The 20,379-nt window shown below is 33.7% G+C and carries 16 protein-coding genes; 3 read left to right on the top strand and 13 right to left on the bottom strand.

Annotation, left to right across the window (positions count from 1 at the left end; all coding sequences use genetic code 11):
• Positions 1–49 precede the first annotated feature (49 nt).
• From KIV10_RS01375 to KIV10_RS01385, 3 genes are all read left to right on the top strand, one after another.
• Positions 50–667, top strand: coding sequence for a hypothetical protein (locus KIV10_RS01375; RefSeq protein ID WP_214111693.1), 618 nt, complete (start codon positions 50–52; stop codon positions 665–667).
• A gap of 18 nt (positions 668–685) precedes the next feature.
• A complete protein-coding gene (locus tag KIV10_RS01380; RefSeq protein ID WP_214111694.1) occupies positions 686–1,606 on the top strand; it encodes a hypothetical protein in 921 nt (306 codons plus the stop codon).
• 104 nt (positions 1,607–1,710) lie between these two features.
• Positions 1,711–3,231 (top strand): T9SS type A sorting domain-containing protein, encoded by a 1,521-nt coding sequence (locus KIV10_RS01385; RefSeq protein ID WP_214111695.1) that lies wholly within the window; start codon positions 1,711–1,713, stop codon positions 3,229–3,231.
• A 744-nt stretch (positions 3,232–3,975) separates the two neighbouring features.
• Here KIV10_RS01385 and KIV10_RS01390 read toward each other — a convergent pair.
• From KIV10_RS01390 to KIV10_RS01450, 13 genes are all read right to left on the bottom strand, one after another.
• Positions 3,976–5,022 carry a hypothetical protein gene (locus tag KIV10_RS01390; protein WP_214111696.1) on the bottom strand — a complete coding sequence of 349 codons (1,047 nt, stop codon included), beginning with the start codon at positions 5,020–5,022 and terminating at the stop codon, positions 3,976–3,978.
• A gap of 21 nt (positions 5,023–5,043) precedes the next feature.
• A complete protein-coding gene (locus KIV10_RS01395; RefSeq protein ID WP_214111697.1) occupies positions 5,044–6,837 on the bottom strand; it encodes a DUF262 domain-containing protein in 1,794 nt (597 codons plus the stop codon).
• A 10-nt stretch (positions 6,838–6,847) separates the two neighbouring features.
• Positions 6,848–8,584, bottom strand: a complete 1,737-nt coding sequence (locus KIV10_RS01400; protein WP_214111698.1) for a hypothetical protein — start codon at positions 8,582–8,584, stop codon at positions 6,848–6,850.
• Entirely contained in the window at positions 8,585–10,411 is a 1,827-nt protein-coding gene (locus tag KIV10_RS01405; RefSeq protein ID WP_214111699.1) for a restriction endonuclease subunit S, read from the bottom strand.
• Complete coding sequence (locus KIV10_RS01410) at positions 10,401–11,897, bottom strand: class I SAM-dependent DNA methyltransferase (RefSeq protein WP_214111700.1); 1,497 nt, start codon at positions 11,895–11,897, stop codon at positions 10,401–10,403. Before KIV10_RS01410 ends, KIV10_RS01405 begins: the two co-directional genes overlap by 11 nt.
• Before the next feature lie 15 nt (positions 11,898–11,912).
• Positions 11,913–14,279, bottom strand: a complete 2,367-nt coding sequence (hsdR, locus tag KIV10_RS01415) for an EcoAI/FtnUII family type I restriction enzme subunit R (protein ID WP_214111701.1) — start codon at positions 14,277–14,279, stop codon at positions 11,913–11,915.
• A gap of 56 nt (positions 14,280–14,335) precedes the next feature.
• Positions 14,336–15,199, bottom strand: coding sequence for a hypothetical protein (locus KIV10_RS01420; RefSeq protein WP_214111702.1), 864 nt, complete (start codon positions 15,197–15,199; stop codon positions 14,336–14,338).
• Between the two features lie 398 nt (positions 15,200–15,597).
• Complete coding sequence (locus tag KIV10_RS01425; RefSeq protein ID WP_214111703.1) at positions 15,598–16,266, bottom strand: recombinase family protein; 669 nt, start codon at positions 16,264–16,266, stop codon at positions 15,598–15,600.
• Positions 16,267–16,328: 62 nt separating this feature from the next.
• On the bottom strand, positions 16,329–16,799 hold the full coding sequence (locus tag KIV10_RS01430) for a DUF488 domain-containing protein (protein WP_214111704.1): 471 nt from the start codon (positions 16,797–16,799) through the stop codon (positions 16,329–16,331).
• Between the two features lie 271 nt (positions 16,800–17,070).
• The gene (locus KIV10_RS01435; protein WP_214111705.1) at positions 17,071–18,066 is read right to left on the bottom strand and encodes a hypothetical protein; all 996 of its coding nucleotides are present in this window, start codon (positions 18,064–18,066) and stop codon (positions 17,071–17,073) included.
• A gap of 8 nt (positions 18,067–18,074) precedes the next feature.
• Positions 18,075–18,353 (bottom strand): helix-turn-helix domain-containing protein, encoded by a 279-nt coding sequence (locus tag KIV10_RS01440; protein ID WP_214111706.1) that lies wholly within the window; start codon positions 18,351–18,353, stop codon positions 18,075–18,077.
• Between the two features lie 77 nt (positions 18,354–18,430).
• The gene (locus KIV10_RS01445; protein WP_214111707.1) at positions 18,431–19,045 is read right to left on the bottom strand and encodes a hypothetical protein; all 615 of its coding nucleotides are present in this window, start codon (positions 19,043–19,045) and stop codon (positions 18,431–18,433) included.
• Positions 19,038–20,321, bottom strand: coding sequence for a tyrosine-type recombinase/integrase (locus KIV10_RS01450; RefSeq protein WP_214111708.1), 1,284 nt, complete (start codon positions 20,319–20,321; stop codon positions 19,038–19,040). The genes KIV10_RS01445 and KIV10_RS01450 overlap by 8 nt, the downstream gene beginning before the upstream one ends.
• Positions 20,322–20,379 lie beyond the last annotated feature (58 nt).

Below are 20,379 nucleotides of genomic sequence, written 5' to 3' on the forward strand. Positions count from 1 at the left end.
CGATTGCGAACGTGAAGGAAATGAATTTCCAAAATAAAAACTGCCAGTTTTGAAAAACATAAATCCTACATTAAACGCTATTGCTCATCATTATAAAAGGTGGGATTTATTATTATTCACTTTTCTCACGTCGCTTGCGGTAGTTTTTGGCCAAACTACCATTTTCTACATTATCTATTTTTTCTGGTGGAATGAACTTATCCGGATTTTTGCTACCATTTTCCGCACATTAAAGGATAAAAATCAGTCCCAAAACAAGACTTCGGTTGAGATTTTTGGCCCCTTGTTTATGATGGGCATTTATTTCGTATTTATCGTTGTATTTTTTGGTTTTATTGCCAATTGGGGCAATGAGGAATTGACGATGGTCAATTTGGGCATTCTCTTTTTTCAGAATTGGTTTTTCAATATAAATCTCATGATCGTGGCTTTGGAAGAATTTTTTTTATTTGATAAAGCATTGAATAACAGCGTAATTGGACCTTTTACCCCATCAATGCTTGTACTGCACATCTCTATTATTCTGGGAGGCATTTTAATGTTCTTTGTGGTGAAAACCTTCCCCGATAGCTTCGGGCCGCAGAATCTCTGGGGTTCATTGCTTATTATTTCGCCCTTTTTGCTTTTAAAATTTTTGATGCATCGCTTTTTACAATCCATAACATAATCCTATAATTTTTCACTTATGAAAAAATTTCTATACGCTTTCAGCCTATGCTTTTCTACTTTGACATTTCAGGCGCAGACTTTCCATGTTTCGCATTTTGAACTTAAAAACCCCGCGGTCAAAAAAATTGTGGAAACGGAATACACCAGTTTCAACAAACCCAGTGCACGGCAAAATACTTTCAGTTTTGATGATAAAGGCTACGTTACCCAAGAAATTTTTGAATTTTCAAGAGGCAACAAACCTACCGTTACACACTATATGTACGGTGAGAATTATTCAGAATTAACCAAACAATTGATGGATCAGTATGGAGAACCTGTTAAATTTTTTGGAAAATCTGGACCCTATAAAATTTACGATACCAAAATTGGATTATTGTACGATTTTCCCACTGTGGAAAAAAACACGAAAGGCGAAGTGACAAAACTTATACATGAAAAGAAAGGAATTGAAAAAAGAATTGAAACGAAGCAAAACAAACTCACGTATTGCTTTACAACGGAAAACGGTATCAATAAACCAGCACAAGTATTTGACAAAAACCAAACGCTATTGGGAACGGTTCAATTCAATCGCCCTGAAAGTTATTATTCTTATGAAAACAACGTGCCGGTGGCATATTCCTATTTAATTTCGAAACTGGCGTTTAAATATGTATATAAATTTGACCAAGCCGGCAATTGGATTAAAAAATTGACTTTTTCGGCAGTGCCAAGTAAAAATTATCAATGGGAACTTATAGCAATCAATACGCGGATGATTACCTATACGGATGGCAAGTTCAATACGAAGCAAAATGAAGTATTAAATACGCTTGATGTAACCAATATTAAACCTACCATTAACGAATATGCTGCCAAACACACCCCAAAGGATGTTATAAACAGGGATTATTTTACGAAACGCGAGGCGGAATTTGCCAAATTGCTGGAATAATATTCGTGTACATATAAAAATAATTCTTCTGAAAAATCTAAACTTGGAATGATGACAAATCATGCCAGATTCAATGTATAACTGCAAACATCAAATTTTGAGTCATGATTTCAACAATTACTTCCTTACCAATTTCACGAACAATCTTTTTGTTCGTATTGATCAATTTCAGTTTTCTCCCGATACATTCACAAGATTATTTGCAATTCGGCACAACCATAGTTGGAACAACTGCTGAAGAAAGAAATGGAACTTCAATTGCAACCAATGCTTTGGGCAATACCCTCGTTACTGGCTCCCCATCTTTTGATAATGATGGTGGCACCACATCAGATTTTGGGCAGGCCAGAGTATTCAGTTTCAACGGCACAGATTGGAACCAAATAGGACAGTCCCTCGTTGGCGCTTCGGCTCAAGATTTTTGCGGAAATGCAGTGAGCATGAATTCATCCGGAAACATTGTAGCCGTGGGATGTTCACCTAGCAACACCAATGGAACGGCTTCAGGAAAAACGGTACTATATTCCTATAACGGTTCGGTCTGGGAACAGATGGGTAATGAAATTGTTGGTGCAGAAGCTGGCGACCTGTGTGGAACTTCCGTGGCTATGGATACTTCGGGCAACGTTGTGGCAATTAGCTCAATGGCGGGAACAGTACCCAACAATAATCCAGGTTCGGTGCGGGTATTTAGTTGGGATGGAACAGCTTGGGTACAGCGCGGCAACACACTTGTTGCAATGACAAGCAATTCGGAATTTGGAAAGTCGATTGCTTTTTCAGCAGATGGCAATACATTGGTAGTGGGGATTCCAAGGGGAAGTACCAATTCTGTTGGAGTCGTGCAAGTTTACACATATAATGGTACAGAATGGATACAAAAGGGACAACAACTTCTTGGCGTTTTGACTTTGGAAAATATGGGGACTTCAGTAGCATCTGCAGCTGACGGAAATACTATTGCCATGGGTTCCCCGAGCTTCTTTGGTTCAATTCCCGGTTACGTACGCGTATATGAATATTTGGGGAACGCTTGGCAGTTAAAGGGAGATATAATAACGGGCGAAGCCAATGGCGATCGCGCTGGCACGTCTGTAAGTTTAAGTGAAGACGGAACTATCGTGGCCGTGGGAGCACCCAATAATGCCGGAACGTTAACAAATACAGGCCACACCAGAGTGTATGAGTTTAATAATGGGAATTGGGAGCAATTGGGAATTGACTTAGATGGAGAAAATACGGGTGATGAATTCGGTTTCAGTGTTGCTCTTAACGCTGCTGGTGATAGGGTATTTGCTTCTGCCCCATTTGAAAACAGTAATGGCAGTGAGTCCGGCGCGGTGCGATCGTTCGCTTATAACGGCATTTTGGAAATTTCGAACGTATCAAAGGAGACCATTTCCTTTTTCCCAAATCCTACGGATGGCATTATCACTATTCAGTTGCCAAAAGCGTATAGCAAAATAAAAATGACAATAACAAATGCGCTTGGACAAATTGTTTCCGAAGAAAATTACGCGTCTGCTAAAACCTTGGAAGTGGCATTGAATGGTACAGCAGGAATCTATTTTGTGACACTTGCAACTCCAAACCTTACCGATACATTCAAATTAGTGAAAAAATAAGTCTTTAAATTGAGGCTCAAGCTGTCTTTGTGTTCAGGTATTTTGCTCTTCGAGATTGTAAACCGAAAATTGCAAAATAGATTTAATCAATCACAACATGCCACTTCTTAATTTAGTCCTAACCACCACTGTTTTAAATGTTGTGTAAAATCCTTAAGCCTTACGACCTCACCAATTATGGGTGTTACCAATGGAATTTTAGCGGATTAATTTAGTATTCAAAAAATTCAAAAGTTGCGAATAGCATTGCTACAATAATATTGCAAAAAAGGCAGCGAAAAAATAATTATTTTGATTAGAAATAAGTAATCACCAAATTGACAATTTGGAGTTTAGTAGCGAGCATTATTATAACACCACAAATACACTACAATTGTAAAACAAAAAAAGCCCATCCACTTCGGCTCCGCTCAGTGCAGGCTTCAGGATAAGCTTCTCATCGGTATTCCCAATAGCTATTGAGATCTAACCACGAGCCACCTTTAAGTGACCCAACACAACATTATAGTTGCGGTCTGGACGAGACAAAAGTTAGGGTTTATTATATGTTGATTATTAATTATTTATATTTTAAGATGGAATTTTATTGGACAAATATTTGACAAGATTTTTATTTTTTACAAAAAAAGCCTTTCCATTTGGAAAAGCTTCTCATCGGTCTATTTCTAAACCACATCTCTACTTTCATAGAGACAACACAACAATGCAAAAATAACAAAAACCATACTTATAAACCTATTAGTTTTATATTTTTTCAGAAACACTAAAGTAATTTATTGGGAAAAATTTATTGAATCCCATGTAGGGAGTATGCTTGGCACCGATGTAATTAATCATGTAACAATATTCTTTTTTCCAGAGTTGAGACTTACTGTTATAAAAACTTGGAGATATATAACAATTTTCGGCATTATTAATTAAATGGTAGCTTAGAAATTTTTCTTGTAATATATTTGGTTTTATGTTATCTATATCGTCCAAATATTTTACACCATTTGGCTCCTCTGGAAAAGCAGCTAAAATTAAAACAGATCTCTTTGAAAAGGGCAATGCCGTTGTTATTATATTAGAGTAAACATATGTTGGGTCAGTACTAATATTAACTGGTACATTGTGCAAATTATATGCTGGTGTTGTACAAGCAGCGCAAGCTATAGGAATTGTATGCTTATATTCATAACACAAATAGTCTAGGGCATCAAATTCTCTATTTTCTATATAGTTATCCATTCTTTCTTTAGGTTTAGACAAATCATCTAAAGCCATCTCAACAAACATTTTATTAGATTCAATACCAGCCCTTCCGTGTAATTCTTCAAGAATTTTTATAACTTCTGAATCCCTTGACGTATATAATTTATACTCTTCGTATTTCCGATGATATGAATGTGCGAATGAACGATAGGAGTGAAGAAAACAATGTTCATCAGATTCTATATCTGTAATTTCCGGTTCATTTTCGATAACAGAAAAAAGTGAAGTGTCATGAAAATCACAAAATCCAAAAAAAGTAGAGGCTGCTTTTCTCCCTAGCGGCTTTAAATCAATAAAGTCATTTTGTTTATTTACCTCTCTTTCTGTATGACAATATACAGATAAGTTTCCATCAACTTCCCTTTCCAATATTTTTAAAGAACCTTGCCTTTGCAAACTATGTGCGTTTTTAATTGGCAACTTACATTCTTCTTTTTTATGATGAAAACAATCTTTAATCGTTGCCTCAGAAGAAAGCGTTTTTAACCTGCCATTAAGTTGTTTATTTAGCTCGATATGTTTCTGAAAATCTGTCATAATTCAAAAAAAATAATATCATTACAATCTGAAAATCTCAAGAGCTCTCTCTACTAAATCATTATTCCTTTCAATAATATCTGCTTTTGTCCATTTCGATATTTTGCTAATTTTTTTATTTAAGTATAGACCGTTTTTAAACCCAATATATTTGCCATCCTTTGATTTCCTATCCTGTTTTTGTAACAAGGACATATTACTTAATTGAGAATTATAACCTGTCAGAGTCAGATTGCCCAACTTATGAACATAATTTTTTCTTATTGATTTGGCTTTCTCTTTGTCGCCATCACCAATCATTTCAACCCAATGACTAGGAATATTTTCTCCTTGAGGTAATATATGTTCAATTGTCCAGACAAACTTTCTGTTTTCACGTGCATAAAAATTTTTGTAAATTTCTTTAGTTTCAGTATTAGCTAATTCTATGGAAGATAATATATAGCGAGTAGCTCCTACATTTTCCTCGTACAAGTTTCCATTCAATTTTTCTTCAAAAAATTCATCAGAAGCTGGCTTACCTTTATCTAAAATTATTGACTTCAGAATGTCGAAGTCGTAGGATAACATTTTATTGGCTTCCAAAATAATATCCATAAAGTGATTTGTCAAATCTCTTGTGGGTGGTGTGTCAGTAACATTTCTTCGTATGGAATAACTGCATAGTAGGTCTACCAATTCAATTTTTTGCTTTTCATTTATATCAAACTTTTTAACAATAAATAATAAAAGCATGTAGGCATCCGCTCCAGTAACATTTTCCAAATTTCTTAGAGACTTTACTAACTCAATTGAGTGCTCATCTATATCATATTGGATATGTTTTGAGTAAATTAAAGAGGCTTCTTCTAAGCGGTTAAAAAAATAATGCACATCTCTATTAATTAATTCTTCATAGATTAAAATAAGATTAGACCTTAACGCTTTTGGTTTCTTATCTACCGCAATATTTTTTTCAATTCTAAAAGCATTGTAAAATTGGCGTAAGAATCTCTCTTGGACCTTATATTCATCAGAAAGATTTTCTATTATTTCATTCCATCTCTCAAAATTCTCATCAAGGTTTGTTGTTTTATCAACCTTTTCCAAATGACCTAACAATTTATTCTTAATTAAATCAATTGCAGATAAGGGAACGCCTCTATTATTAAGGGTTTCAAATAATGTGAATGCATCTGCGTGAGTAGCAACATCAATTTTTACAAGCGTGGCACTATTTAACTTTGATAATATTTCTTTTACATCATCATAATTATATATCAAATTGTCATCTTCATCAACCGCATTTAATCTTTCATAGAAATAATTATATGCTTTTTTAATTCTTCTATTACCTAAATTTTTAGGTGCTTTGGATGTTTTTAATTCGTCAATTACCTCATAAAATATGTATTTATAATCTATAAGATTATTATTAGAATATGATGGAGACAAGCGTATCTCATTTTTGTCGTTAATAATTATTTTATTTCGTAATGAACGAAGTTCTACAAGCATATCTACATCCGTTTTGTCTGGAATATAATATTTCAAAAAATCATAGATAGCTAAGTAGAAAAGACTTATTGTAGTCATTCTCTGCTGACCATCGACTAATTCTAAATCTGCTGGTTTGTGTGAGTCTGTTTCCGTGTTTATACAAATAATTGATCCTAAAAAGTGGCCCCCTTCACTTTCTTCTATATCATCATATAAAGATTCCCAATTCCATTTGCTCCAAACATATTCTCTTTGATATTTAGGAATATGATATGCTACCTTGTTATCTGCACTAAAGAGTTCTGAAAGCGGTTTGTTATCTGTGTTTTGTATCATATATTTTGTATTATTTACTTGAAAGCCTCCTAAAAGCTAAAATTAATTGAAAAATTAGAATACCAAGAACTACCCTGTGAAGCAGGTCAACAAAATACAGTCCAGATGCAACATTTTCTCCGAATGTTTCCGAAAATCTACGAGCCGGGTTAAACATTTGAGCGAGAGCAGGTAAATTATTTACAACTTCAAAAAAATAATTTTTAAAACCAATAAATTTTCCGCAACACCAATTCATCTTGTCTGAAAATAAAGGTATGCTAAGAATATAGGTCAGTAATGTCACCAATATTATCAACATAAGGGGTTTTATCCATTTCAAGCCGTAACCATTAGTCCTGTTGACGGTCATTATTATCTTGTCAGAACATTTATACTTACCAGATGATTTTAGTTCGTTACGATATGCTTGCATTTCTCTCGATTGAAAAATTAAGCTGTCAATCTTATTTCCTTTCGATTTAAGCGCCTGTTTGATTTGGCGATATATTTCTCTCTTTCGTCTGAATGCAATTTCATTTGAGGGTCTCGCGCTATTGAGCCGTAATTTTTCATCCGCAAACCATTTAACATTTGAGGCTTCTATTCCCTCAAAAGAAACATTTGCTGTATTTATAAAGTCAAAGCTTTGAAAGTTAACTTCGGAAAATCTGGTATTGTTTAAACTACTGTTTGAAAAATGAAATGAACTATTAGGGTCTTCTTCACTTATAAAATTTTCATTATCTGCATTGCATTCATCAAAACTTAAAACTCCAAAATTTGAAAAGTCATTTATAATAATTCTTTTGAAGTCTATACGCTTGAACAGAAGCTTCAAATTCTGATTTATGCCCGTTATCCAAGTCTCATGAACTTTCCACCCTATAATTCTTAAAACACCTTGAAAATTAGGGGACATGGGCAAAGTCAATTTTGATAAATTTTTGCTCATTCCATCAAACTCAAAGCCTTCTACAAAATTTGCTTCTGTGATGTAAATTTCGTTTAGATAAGTATCGAAATTATTCCCAGAATCATCTCGGTTCTCCAGTTTCCCTTTTCTATGAAAGGTGTCGCCATGAATAAAAAAACCTTTTATCCTACTCGCTCTTACATCAAAGTCCTGTTCAAAAGTATTGTTGTTTAGTGTAAGACTATTTGGACACTCAATATTCCAAAATTTTACCCAGTCTGAAAATTTTGTATTAATAAGCGTAATATCTCCGGTTAAAGTTTCGACACGGAAAGTTTTAATTTCAGAATTATCAATTCTAACTGGAAAAACACAATTTGAGATGTCAAATAATTTAGATATTGAACTTTCCTTAATTGTTATGCCCCCATTTTCAATCTTACATTGCTTTAAAATAAGTTGTTGAAAGTCACTATTCCCATATATCCCAACACCTCTCATAATTTCACATCCATTTTGGAATGAAATATATAGTCCCTTACAATTCAGAAAAAAAATCCCCCCATTTGAATCTTCATTTGTAGTGGGGACACCAGTATTTCTAACATTACTGAACACTATGCCTTTATTAAAAGTACACCCAACAAAACTTAATCCCAGATTAATATCAACGTCTAATATCTCAACAATTTCTTCAAAAAAAACATAATATAATGTCCTTGTTTTCCATGAAATAATCGTTGCATCTAACTTTACTGGCTTATCAACACCCTTTTGGGTATGGCTGTCAAGAGTATCAGTCTTTATGTCCTGATAAAAATCTGCAAGGTTATAAATAGTTCTTGTAGCCATTTACTCAATCAATTTTTTATCCCAGCCCAATCTCCTAACTAATCCAATCATGGCAAAAGTCTCGTGTGGATTAAATTTATCGGCTTTTGTGTTATAGCCATTCTGAGATATTTTCCAATCGCCCATGAATTTATATATGGTGTTTCCGATTATTGAGTTTGTTTCCTTCATCGCTCGCATAACGGTATTCAATAACTCCACCCTATCGGTAACTCCCTCAATCAAATCATCTTTATATACAGCAAGCATTTCTTTTACTGCATTAGCAAATTTTGAATATTTATCAGACTTGATGGCTTCGCTAACCTCCTTTTTCTTCTCTTTTCTTATTTCAAAAACATCTCCATATTCGGTGGAAATTTTAATTAGATAGGGGTTTTTATCCAAATCCTCCGACAATTTCCAAGAAAAGTCTCCGTGATGGGACATATTAAATTCATAGGGTATATCTACATCTTCAACTTTTTGAATATTTGCTGAGGTTTTTTGTAAGTAAACTTTACCTCTGCCAGAACCAAAGGTTTGCTTTGTTTTTAGTACAATGATAGCTTGTTGTAAATTAGCTACCTCTGAATATGCATCCAAATCTGGAAATAAACTATCCAAAACAGTTGAATTTTCGATCTCAGCCACTTCATGCTTAAGTTTACCCTTAAAAGCACTATCTAAAACACTCTTTTTAAGGTCTTGTAGCGAGTGCAATTTATTTTGATAGTGTTTAATAAGCCGACTATTCTTTTCGGTTATATCATCTAAATATTTGGCGATTTTTTTTTGTTCGGTAATGTTAGGAAATGGGATTTTTGTTTCTAAAATATTCTTATCACTAATAGCAGGGTACTGAGCACCCCTTATGAACGGCTCAATCTGTGCCTGTATATTATCGGAAGTCACAAAATGGAACAAATAATTTTTATCAATAATTTCCGATGCCCTTAAAACAGAGAAACCAGTCGTAGCAATAGGATTCTCATAATCCTCTTCTACTTTAGCTATATTTTTATTTTTGGGTCTGGTTGTTGAAAAAAGTATATCACCTTTTTGTATTTGTTTCTTTGCTCTACTTGGAGCATTTTTACCAATAAAACTATTTGGATTTGTGATTTTTTGAATTGAATTATCAATTGCAGAAATATCTATGTATGTAAATTTATCTTTAGGTTTCAGTTTAGGATTAATTTGTGGTGTGTTAATAACTACATTTTTAAGTATAACTTTTTCAAATGTTGAATATTCAAACACCTCATCCAACACACTTTCATTGAGTTCTTGGATTTTTTGAATATTCTTTTCCACCAAGGAAATGGCTTGGTCTATTTTGTCGAATGTAGCTTCTAATACCTGTACTATTGCCTGTTGTTCGGGAAATGGGGGTAAAGGAATACTAAAATTTCTAATGTAGGTTTGACTAATATTTGGTTGAGCGCCACCAAAGCTATCATTAATAATTTGCCCACGTTTTAATTTTAAATAGTGAAATATATATTCCTTAATAAGTTCATTTTCATTTGGGAAAATAGCACAAACCGCTTGATTGGTTGCACTTTCAAAGTTTAAATAGCCTAATCTTCCAGCAGTTGCTCCATATAAAGCTAATAGTAGAGTTCCTTTAGGAAAAATTTTTGCACTTGAGTTTTTTAAACCATCTTGAGAAATGAACTCTGAATTTGATGTGATTAATCCATCATTTAATTCTCCAGATTTTAGCCAAGCAATATTACCATTCCAAAAAGATGATATACCCCTATTAGGAGTACCGCCACTTGTTGTTTTGCAGTGATTTCCAATTAAACTCCACTTCCAGTCTTTTGGCAACTTATCCTTCATATCCTGTTTGGATTAAGTTGCCAATTTCGTTTAATAGCGAATTTATCTTCTTATCGTTGCTTTTTAATTCGGCTAAAATTCCCCTCGGTTCTTGGTGTATAATTTTCTTAATATTTGCTGGGTTCTTAGCGCTAATATCATAATTAGCTTTTCTTATTTCCTCAATGGGTACTGACCAACTATATTCGGTTGTTTCTCTTTTTTCAAATCCAGCAACAAATTTTTCCAGATGTTCATATTGTACAGGTTTGTTTTTTGTGAGTTTGTAGGGCGGTGTGCATTCATAATACCAAATATCCGTGGTGCCTCCTTTTCGGTCAAAAAATATAACATTGGTTTTTACGCCACTATAAGGCAGAAAAATACCTGCGGGTAATGAAAGAATGGTATGCAGATTAAAATTCTCTAAGAGGTCTTGTTTTACGGCCGTGAAAGCATTGTTTGATTGAAATAAAACTCCTTCTGGAACAATAATGGCAGCTTTACCTCCTTTTTTGAGCATTTTCATAAAATGCTGGAGAAACAACAATTCGGTAGCAGAACTTTCTATCGGGAAATTCTGTTGTACCGTTTTCTTTTCTTTACCCCCAAATGGTGGGTTCGCCAGTATGACCGAGTAGCGGTCTTTTTCTTCAAAATCCCGTATATTTTGGGTTAGCGTATTTTGTTTATAAAGATTAGGACTTTCAATACCGTGGAGTATCATATTCATCATTCCCATAACATACGCCAAAGGGGTCTTTTCATTTCCAAAAAACATATCTTCTTTGATATGCTTTAATTGTGTTGTACTGTATTGCTCCCGCTTCCCATCCTGCATTAAATAATCATACGCCTGTATTAGAAAACCAGAACTACCAACCGCACCATCATAAATAGTATCTTTTACAGTTGGTTTAACGACCTCAACCATTGCTTTAATGACTGGACGGGGCGAATAAAATTCTCCACTATTTCCGCCATCGTTACCCATACCTTGAAGTAAACTTTCATAAATAACACTTAGTTCAAACAGGTCATCCTTACTTTGAAAGTTGAGGTCTGCAATAATTTCAATTACTTCTCGCAAGGTGTGTCCGCTCGCAATCCTGTTTGTAATGAATTCAAATACAGCACCAATTTTGTACTTAATAGTTTTTACTTCCTCAATATTGGTGTTAAAGCCCTGTAAATATGGAAATAAATCATTGTTTACAAATTTGATAAGGTCATCTCCACCCATAGCATTCTTTAGGTCATATTCGCCATCTTCCTTAAGCGGATATGCCCATTCATCCCAGCGATACTTGGTGTCAATGATGTATTTGTACTGTTTGCCATCTACCAGCGCATCCTGGGCTTTATTTTCTTCATAGTCGAAAAGGTATTTTAAAAATAATACCCAGCTTATTTGTTCGGTATAGTGCATCGCACCACTAATACCATCGTCTCTGCGGAGTATATCGGTAATTCTATTAATTTTTGATTGTAAGTTAGCTATCGTCATTATTCGTTTAATATTCTATGATACCGCCTTGTACATTACCTCTTGCAAACGGTAAAAAGCGGTTATCAAATTATCTACATTGCCAAAAACTTTGGCAGCATCATTTGTTGTTCCCAGCCCGTTCAACTGTATTAATTCTGAAAGTTTATCACGCTTCAATTCTTCAATACCGTCCTTCTTGTAACGTTCAAGTATAAAGTATAAAAATTCCTGTGCTTTTTGGTTTTCATAACCATTAAAAAATTCTGCATGCGCTCTTGTGGCATCCGCCCTTTGAACTCGTGAAATAATATTTTTATTGTAGCTTAAAAATGCGAGCAAATCAAAGATGTCGCTTTGCTCTGCCTCAAACATCTCTTTGAGTGTCCCTAACTGTTCGCTATCAAAGCCCAATTGTCCTAATTTTGCCAATAGTTCATCTCGTGTCTCTGGCTTACTCCATAATTCACGCAACTGCTCTTCGCTGTTGAATAGGTTGGGTAAAAAAAGTGTTAACTTATCCAAAAATTCGGAAACTGTCAAAGGTCTTCCGTCATCCCCCACATATCGAACCTCTACATCAGTAATTTTAAGATTTCTGCCATTTTTTAGTTTTACTACAATTTTCTCTTTTTTTGATGTTTCTTCTATCTGAAAGTCCACATCTGTTTCTGCATAATCTGGTTCTTCTTCCTCATCTACAGGTTTTTCAATAGGAGAGTTCGGTATTGGCTCTATATCATCCTCATCTTTTATCACAATCATTTCTGGTGGTGCTTCGGGTAATCCATCCCACGCATCATCATAAAAAAGATTTGTTGCGCCTGTAAAATCTATAATGGTAAAAAAATCCTTGCCCTCAATGACACGAGTGCCACGCCCTACAATCTGTTTAAATTCTACTATTGAATTTATCACACGAACTAAAACCACATTTTTGACACTTTTTGCATCCACTCCCGTTGTCAACATTTGGGAGGATGTCAAAATTGTGGGAATGTCCTTGTCGTTATCTTGAAACTTTTCTAATAAGGTTTTACCAATATCGCCCTCATCGCTTGTAATTCTAACGCAATAATGGGGGTCGCTCACATTTTTATATTTGTTAATTGCATCCCGCATCATTAATGCGTGTGATTGATTAACACAAAAAATAATGGTTTTGTCCATTTCTTGGATATTGGCCAATATTCCTTGCGCAATTAATTCTGTTCTATCTTCAACCACGATTTTTTTCTCAAAATCGGAAAGATTGTAAATTTTATCCTCAATTTCCCCACTAATAATTATATCGTCTTTAGTGGGTATATACTCATCAATATTTGTCCGTATCCGCTTGACTTTATACGGAGTTAGGAAACCATCATTAATACCGTCTTTTAGTGAGTATTCATAAACAGGTTTGCCGAAATAGTTATAGGTATCAATATTATCACTTCTTTTGGGTGTAGCGGTTAAACCTAAATGGACTGCCGAACTGAAATAAGTAAGAATATCTCGCCATGAACCATTTTCGTTAGCCGCCCCTCTATGGCATTCGTCAATAATTATTAAATCAAAAAAATCGGGCGGATATTGTCTATAATAACCTCCAATATTTTCCTTTTCGGCAATCGCCTGATAAATTGCAAAAAATACATTTGCATTGGTCGGAACTTGACCATTTCTACTTCTTATCTCATCGCCATTAATTTTGATTAAATCCTTTTCCAATGGGTTAAAGGTATTTATGGCTTGGTCTGCGAGAATATTGCGGTCTGCTAAAAATAATATTCTGGGGCGTCTATGAACTCCATCTACATTCCACCTCGCAGTAAATAATTTATAAGTTATCTGAAAGGCAATAAATGTTTTCCCTGTTCCCGTTGCTAATGTCAGCAAAATTCTCTGCTGATTATCCGCAATAGCATCCATTACTTCTCTTACTGCTATATCTTGATAATAGCGAGGTTTCATACTACCAGTCAAATAGAATGGTATCTTATGAAGTTCTGCTTTTAAATTTTTGTTTGTCGAAAATTTACTATTGTATAAACTCTGTGGAGTTGGGTAGTTGTCAATAAATTTACCTCTGCCTGTTGTTAAAGAAAATTCGTAAATTTTCTTTCCGTTGGTTGAAAAAACAGTATCGACCTTTAGTTTTTGTGCGTAGTCTATGGCCTGCTGTAATCCGTGGGTTGGTTCTTTATCATACCTTTTCGCCTCAATAATTGCTAAAGGCGTATTGTTATATTTCAGAAGATAATCGACGTATAATTGTTTTCCCCTTCTATTGCCAGAGAGTTTTCTACCAGCGGTAAAGAAATATTCACGTATTATAAAATCCTCATCCCATTCATCCTGTTTAAGTTGAGGGTCTATAAATTTTGCACGTGTATCTTGTTCGGAATACTTCAAACACATTTGGTTAGGTGGGCAATTTAAACAAAAATATTATAATTGCGTTGAAGTAAGTTCCACTACTCGTAACAGCCTATTTTTCTCATATTTTCGTCAATGAAACCCATTAATTCGCTGTTTCCCGTTCCCGTTCTTGCCAGTTGACTGTTCATATTTTGCTCGGCAATATCAAACTGTTTTTGAAGTCCATCACAATCCTTTAGATAAATCATTTGAACGATTTTCCGTTTTACTTCTGCATCATAATTTTTCCAAAAATCATCTGAATAGTCATCTGGTAGATATTCACTTCTTTTATGATGTTCGGATAAGAATTCCGTGTAATCTGGAATTGTTGCAGTATAGGAATTGATATAAGAACCTTTATCACGGGGGTTAAACCATATACTTATATTTTTTTCATTTGCCTCGTATATGGCTTCTACTGCATTTCTGTTTTCTGGGTCAATCACCCCAAAAATTGAACTTAAATTATAAGGATATTCAACCTTAGAAATCAATTTGCCATTCATATCGTGAAATGTACTCGGTAATCCGTAATAATTATATTCCTTTCTATAGCTTTCAAACACACTAATAATTTCGTGGGGAATACCTCCTTTGTTTGGAAGGGATAGCAATACAGTATTGATAACAAAATCCAACTTATCGTTTCCGTTTTCGCTTTTACTAACCCTTTGAACTAAACCCTCATCAATAGCAAACATTTCTTCGCTATTTTCATTTATATAACTTGAACGTATCCCATCGTTTATTGCTGTTAACAATGGTAAATATTCTGGCGATACCACGTTACTATCTACAAGAATTTTATAGGTTTCTGTATTTTCCAATTTTGCAATTGCCTTTTCCCTTGACTTTATTCTGTCGGGCGGAAAGTTTGCAATATTTTTTTGAGTGGATTGATTATAGGATTTGTACAAATCCCTTTTGTCGGAAGTGGAATTACCTTTTTTTTCACTTTGACAACCCAATGCGGTAAATAATAATATTCCAATTAAAAGATGGCATAGAGGTTTTGATTTGAAATATTTCATGTGATGATATTAATACCACCAGTTCCAAATGGATGTTATTAAAACTAAAGAGCGTGGAACTGAACTCATCAGCAACAGAGGCATCGCCAAACGCCAATCCACCAAATAAGAACAGCCCACGCCTTAGGCGTGAGCGTTATTGCTTATTTATAGGTGGATATTTGAAAAATTGGCGATTTTCTGTTACCTAAACGAGCTAACGCTAACTATGTATTTTTAAAATTTTGTTTAATCCAAATATTAAATTTTGTTTGTAGGTAAAATTAGGTATTAATTTTCATTTGTTACGCACATTTGACTGAATGTCTGTCATACAAACGTTTTACAGACATTGCTGAGAAATTTTTATTTCTACGGGTTTTGTATCCTGATGCATTTAATTCTTCCGCAATTATAGAATAGCTTTTATTCTCTTTTCTCATTGAAACTATTAATGCGGTTGCTAATCGATTATTAATATTATTATTTGCTTTTTCCTGTCGGACTTGCAAACTTCGCTTTCTTGAAAAGTCTGAAAGATTTTCTGGCTTGCCAAGTTTGACCCCTTTTGATTTTAATTCTTCCAGAGCCGATTTTGTTCTTTGGCTTATACGCTCCCTTTCATCCTGCGCCAAAACTGCCATAATTCCAATGGTAACAGGAGAAGCATTAGGCATATCTGCACAGACAAAATCAATTTTACTATCACGTAGGGTATATATAAAACTTACATTTCTTGACAACCTGTCTAACTTTGCGATGAGTAAAGTGGCATTCATTTCCTTGCAACGTTGTATCGCCTCTTTCAGCATTGTACGCTCATTATTCTTACCACTTTCTACTTCTTGAAATTCTACCAGTAAATTATCTTCTGGTTTGAGAAAATTTTTCACTGCGGATTTTTGGGCTTGCAGACCCAATCCAGAAATGCCTTGTCTGGTTGTGGAAACTCGTATGTATGATATATAATTCATTTTATAACTTTTGTTAAATGTGGGTTTTTGAAACGTTATGATTAATTGAATAAAAAAGAGGCTCAGAAAAGCCTCTTATCTTGAACTTTACTTCCATCTCGAAGGATATGTACCACTTCGTACCCTAAACGCTCTAAATCGTATCCTACAAGATTATGTCGATGGCATTTAATATAATCGGAACAAGCGCAAAGTAATACCATTCTACAGCCAAATTCCAATCCCTTCTCCAGATAGTCCAACCCTTGCCGATAAAGTAACGTATTGCGGATTTTATTATAATCGGGAAGATTGTCGGTTAGCAATTTTGGATTGCTCGGTAAGCCGCCTAACTTATCGCCTTGAAACTTATAGCCAATTTTATTGGCTACTAAGTGATGTTCTAAATTGTTCCGATTGTAATCTGGGAGGTAACGGGAATACGGCTTACTCCGAATGTCTATGACTGCTTGGACGTTATTACACTGTAGATTTGAAATGAATTGCGATATGTCCAAATTTCCATATCCGATGGTTAAAATACTGATAGTCATTTGTTTATTGTAAAACTATGCAGATATTGACTTTTGACAAAACGCAATAGGGCTAAATTTTCTTTTTTTAATGGTGTCCGATATGTCCGATTCCCTTTTTTTATAGAGTGTCTAATGTGTCTATTTCTTCCTTTCTTCCAGAACTTATATTTGTTGCTTTTTTATAGTGTCGAATATGTCGATTTTGACCTTTTTTATAGTGTCGGATGTGTCGGGTAGAATTTAAAGATTTTCTTTTTTTATAGGTGTCAGATGTGTAAAGTAAAATAATTTATGAATTTTGTATTGACCCAAAATTATTTAGCTTATTTAATTCAAGGCTTATATCTAAATCAAATTGCGTGTTTAATTCTGTAATTAATGGATGGGGAGTGTTGATATTTGGATTTTTCAAACAATCTTTCAACTCTTGTCTTAATCTGTATTTTTGATTTGAATTTTTAAACACACCCATTTTACTTATCTGTTCAATTTCTCGAAATGCTGAACTAAATCCTCCATTCATTAGAATTCCTCTCAAAATGGATAATTTCCTATACTCCTTCACACTCTTTAATTTTAAAACATTATCTACTGGCAAAGTTTGCTTCAAAATATTATGGTAATGCTTCCTAAATTCAAGAAGCAGTTTTTTATAATTATCTGGTTCGTATAAATCCTTAACATATTTAAATCCTAAAATTTTTTTCACATCTTTTAAAATTCTAAATTCAATTCTCAACCAATTTTCCATATCATTGGCAATCTTTTTACTTTTAAAATATTGTGTTTTATTATAAATATCTACAGCCTTAGATTTAGTATAAAAGAGTACGCCTGCATCTCTTTCTATCCTTTTAAACTTTGATAAGTCAAGAAATAAATTCCGAGTATAACTTTCTATTAATTCTTTAGTGCTATAATTCCAATTTACATCTACCCTATATAATTTTGCCGAATGCAGATTTATACCCAATTCGCTGCTCAATTTATCTATAGCATCATAAAATTGAATATATGGAAGTGTATTCGCTTTTCCGTTAAAATAGTTTGAAGGACTACCTGTAATAGTTATTGCAAAGTCATTAATCTCTAAATCGAATCCTTTGTATTTACCAATCCACACAAAAGAATTTACCTTTCGCGCTCTAAATTTTGAAATTATATACTTCAATTCACTCTCTGTTACTTCCCATCTACAAAATGCCATTCTAATTGTATCCAATTCAATAATCGCCATAAAATGATGATAAGTCTGACTTATTATATTATCGCCATTTATATCCATTAGTAAAACTATTTTTTCGTTATACCGGATATAGCTTCTGTAACATCAGACATTTTATACAGAACTCTTGAACCAATCCTACATTCTCTTACTATACCACGCTTCACATAACTTCTTAAAGTTGGAAGTGATATTGATAACAAATTAGATACCTCTTGACGAGTAAGAAGTTTTTCTTTGTTATTTTCAGAAAAATATTGCTGTAAAAGTTCTTTAACCCCTTCTAAAATTTCAGTCTTAAATTCTTGAGGAGAAACATTATGGAGTTGTACTGTATTTGATTGCATATCCCGATTTTTAATTATTCGGGTGCAAATTACTTATGGGAAAATTCGGGAAAATTCGATTTAATTCGGCATTATCATTATTGAGATTTTGGAGGATTTAATTTGAAAAATTTATCCACCTCTTCTTCATATTTAATACCGTCAGAAAGTCTATTGTCCGATTTTATTCCAGCCTCGAACCTTTCATTTAAATATTTAATGTAATCTTGAAGTTTGAAATTGAAACAAAAAATATTGTCTTTATACAAATTTGATTTTTTAATTGCATCACATGCTGCTTGAAACCCACGTTTGGCTTTCCCATTAGCATCGAGAACATTTAAATGCTTAAGTGTTTCTATAAAAAACAATTCGCTTTCCATATTTCTAAAAATAGAATCTCGTGAAAATTCAGCTTTAATTTCATCGTTGGTAAAAGTTTTTAAATAGTCCAATATATCAACGATCATTTTTCGCTCTTTTGGTTTGTTCATACCAAAACTTAATAATTCATTTTCAACAAATTCTATTTTTTCTTTTATCACAATTGGCGAAATATCATCAAAACTATTTTCCAATTGTTTTTTCAATGATTTTTTTGCTCCATAGTAGAGGGCTTGTAAATCGATGTTTTCTTCAAATCTTTCTTGTTCAGTCATTTTTGCAGCGAAAACAAATTTCCAAAGTGGAGGAAAAATATCTAACTTATTCATAAATTTTGTTTGAATACCAACTTTTAAATTTTTCGATTACAATCTTTAAAATATCTTGATGGGTTACACCGATGTATCTATAAAAATCTTCTTCCTTTTTATGACCTGTCATTGCCATAATATACTGCACCGGTAATTCTTTTTTAAACATATTGGAAGCAAAAGACCTTCTTGCAGTATGGGTTGTTACTTTTTCATATCTTTTGCAAATTTTCTCTTCCTCCGTATTTCCTTGAATATACCGCTGTGTAATTGATTTATTCATCGTTTCCAATTTTTTACAGACTATTTTAATATTTGAGTTTACTAAAGGCTCGGCCATTCTTGGAATAGCACCCTGATATTTTTTCAATAACTCTTTCAAAATCGGATGGGCTGGTACTGTGATGGTTTTATCTGTTTTTTTAGTGTGTATAGTGAAGTAAGAACTATCTTCACTCAAATGACTTTCATTTAATCTAACAATATCACTTATTCTTAATCCAGTCCACGCTCCAACAAGGAATATATCTCTTGCCTTGTCAAGTTTTGGCTTATCGGAAAAATCTAATTCGGCAAGATTATTAAGTTCAGTCTCATTAAGAAATACAATTTCTTCGGCCTTCCTAATTTGTTTCTGAACCTGCCAATACTTATCTCGATACGTGTTGGAAATTGGTATAGCATATTCATCCCTTGCTGAATTAATAACACTTTTCAAATTCTTGATATGCTTACCTACTGTATTTGGAACAAAATTTAGAGTAGTTTCCATATAATTGAGAAGGCTGTCGTAAGTAAGATTGGAAAGTGTCAAAAATGATAAAACCACACCCGTATCCTCTTCAAATTTTTGTAAAGTCTTTTTTGTCTGTTCGTAACTATTAATAGTACTTTTTGCAATTGGCTTACCCGTTTTAGGGCTTTTCTTTGAATGTAATTTTTTAATGAAACTTTCGTAGAAATCCCAAAAAGATAATTGTTTATGATGACTACTTGCGCCAAAGAAATTTTCTTCTAATATTTTCTTCAATTCTTTTGGTGCTGGAATAGCACCAAATTTTTTGACTAATTGTTTAATTTCATTTTTTGATATTGTCTCAATTCTGTCCAATTCAACTTGGACACCTGAATATTCTGTCCAATTTTTTCTAACCTTGTTTTTATTAAATGCCTTTGGTTTAATTTTTTGTTTGGTTTTCAACTTCGCACGTTGTCCGTTATATGTAATGGACATATATACTGGTGTTTCCAAAGAAGCATTTGGGTCAGAAAGAAAAAAACTGATACGAACCATCTATTACATTTATGATGATTAAATGTAATTAAATTGGACGAAAATTGGACACGTTTTA

This window comes from Aequorivita echinoideorum (assembly GCF_018476645.1).
Taxonomy (GTDB): Bacteria; Bacteroidota; Bacteroidia; order Flavobacteriales; family Flavobacteriaceae; genus Aequorivita; species Aequorivita echinoideorum.

What these genes read in the sequence shown, in the direction of transcription:
- KIV10_RS01380 (WP_214111694.1), top strand. Translation starts at nt 686, where the DNA reads ATGAAAAAATTTCTATACGCTTTCAGCCTATGCTTTTCTACTTTGACA.
- KIV10_RS01385 (WP_214111695.1), top strand. Translation starts at nt 1,711, where the DNA reads ATGATTTCAACAATTACTTCCTTACCAATTTCACGAACAATCTTTTTG.
- KIV10_RS01390 (WP_214111696.1), bottom strand. Translation starts at nt 5,022, where the DNA reads ATGACAGATTTTCAGAAACATATCGAGCTAAATAAACAACTTAATGGC.
- KIV10_RS01395 (WP_214111697.1), bottom strand. Translation starts at nt 6,837, where the DNA reads ATGATACAAAACACAGATAACAAACCGCTTTCAGAACTCTTTAGTGCA.
- KIV10_RS01400 (WP_214111698.1), bottom strand. Translation starts at nt 8,584, where the DNA reads ATGGCTACAAGAACTATTTATAACCTTGCAGATTTTTATCAGGACATA.
- KIV10_RS01405 (WP_214111699.1), bottom strand. Translation starts at nt 10,411, where the DNA reads ATGAAGGATAAGTTGCCAAAAGACTGGAAGTGGAGTTTAATTGGAAAT.
- KIV10_RS01410 (WP_214111700.1), bottom strand. Translation starts at nt 11,897, where the DNA reads ATGACGATAGCTAACTTACAATCAAAAATTAATAGAATTACCGATATA.
- hsdR (WP_214111701.1), bottom strand. Translation starts at nt 14,279, where the DNA reads ATGTGTTTGAAGTATTCCGAACAAGATACACGTGCAAAATTTATAGAC.
- KIV10_RS01425 (WP_214111703.1), bottom strand. Translation starts at nt 16,266, where the DNA reads ATGAATTATATATCATACATACGAGTTTCCACAACCAGACAAGGCATT.
- KIV10_RS01430 (WP_214111704.1), bottom strand. Translation starts at nt 16,799, where the DNA reads ATGACTATCAGTATTTTAACCATCGGATATGGAAATTTGGACATATCG.
- KIV10_RS01435 (WP_214111705.1), bottom strand. Translation starts at nt 18,066, where the DNA reads ATGGATATAAATGGCGATAATATAATAAGTCAGACTTATCATCATTTT.
- KIV10_RS01440 (WP_214111706.1), bottom strand. Translation starts at nt 18,353, where the DNA reads ATGCAATCAAATACAGTACAACTCCATAATGTTTCTCCTCAAGAATTT.
- KIV10_RS01445 (WP_214111707.1), bottom strand. Translation starts at nt 19,045, where the DNA reads ATGAATAAGTTAGATATTTTTCCTCCACTTTGGAAATTTGTTTTCGCT.
- KIV10_RS01450 (WP_214111708.1), bottom strand. Translation starts at nt 20,321, where the DNA reads ATGGTTCGTATCAGTTTTTTTCTTTCTGACCCAAATGCTTCTTTGGAA.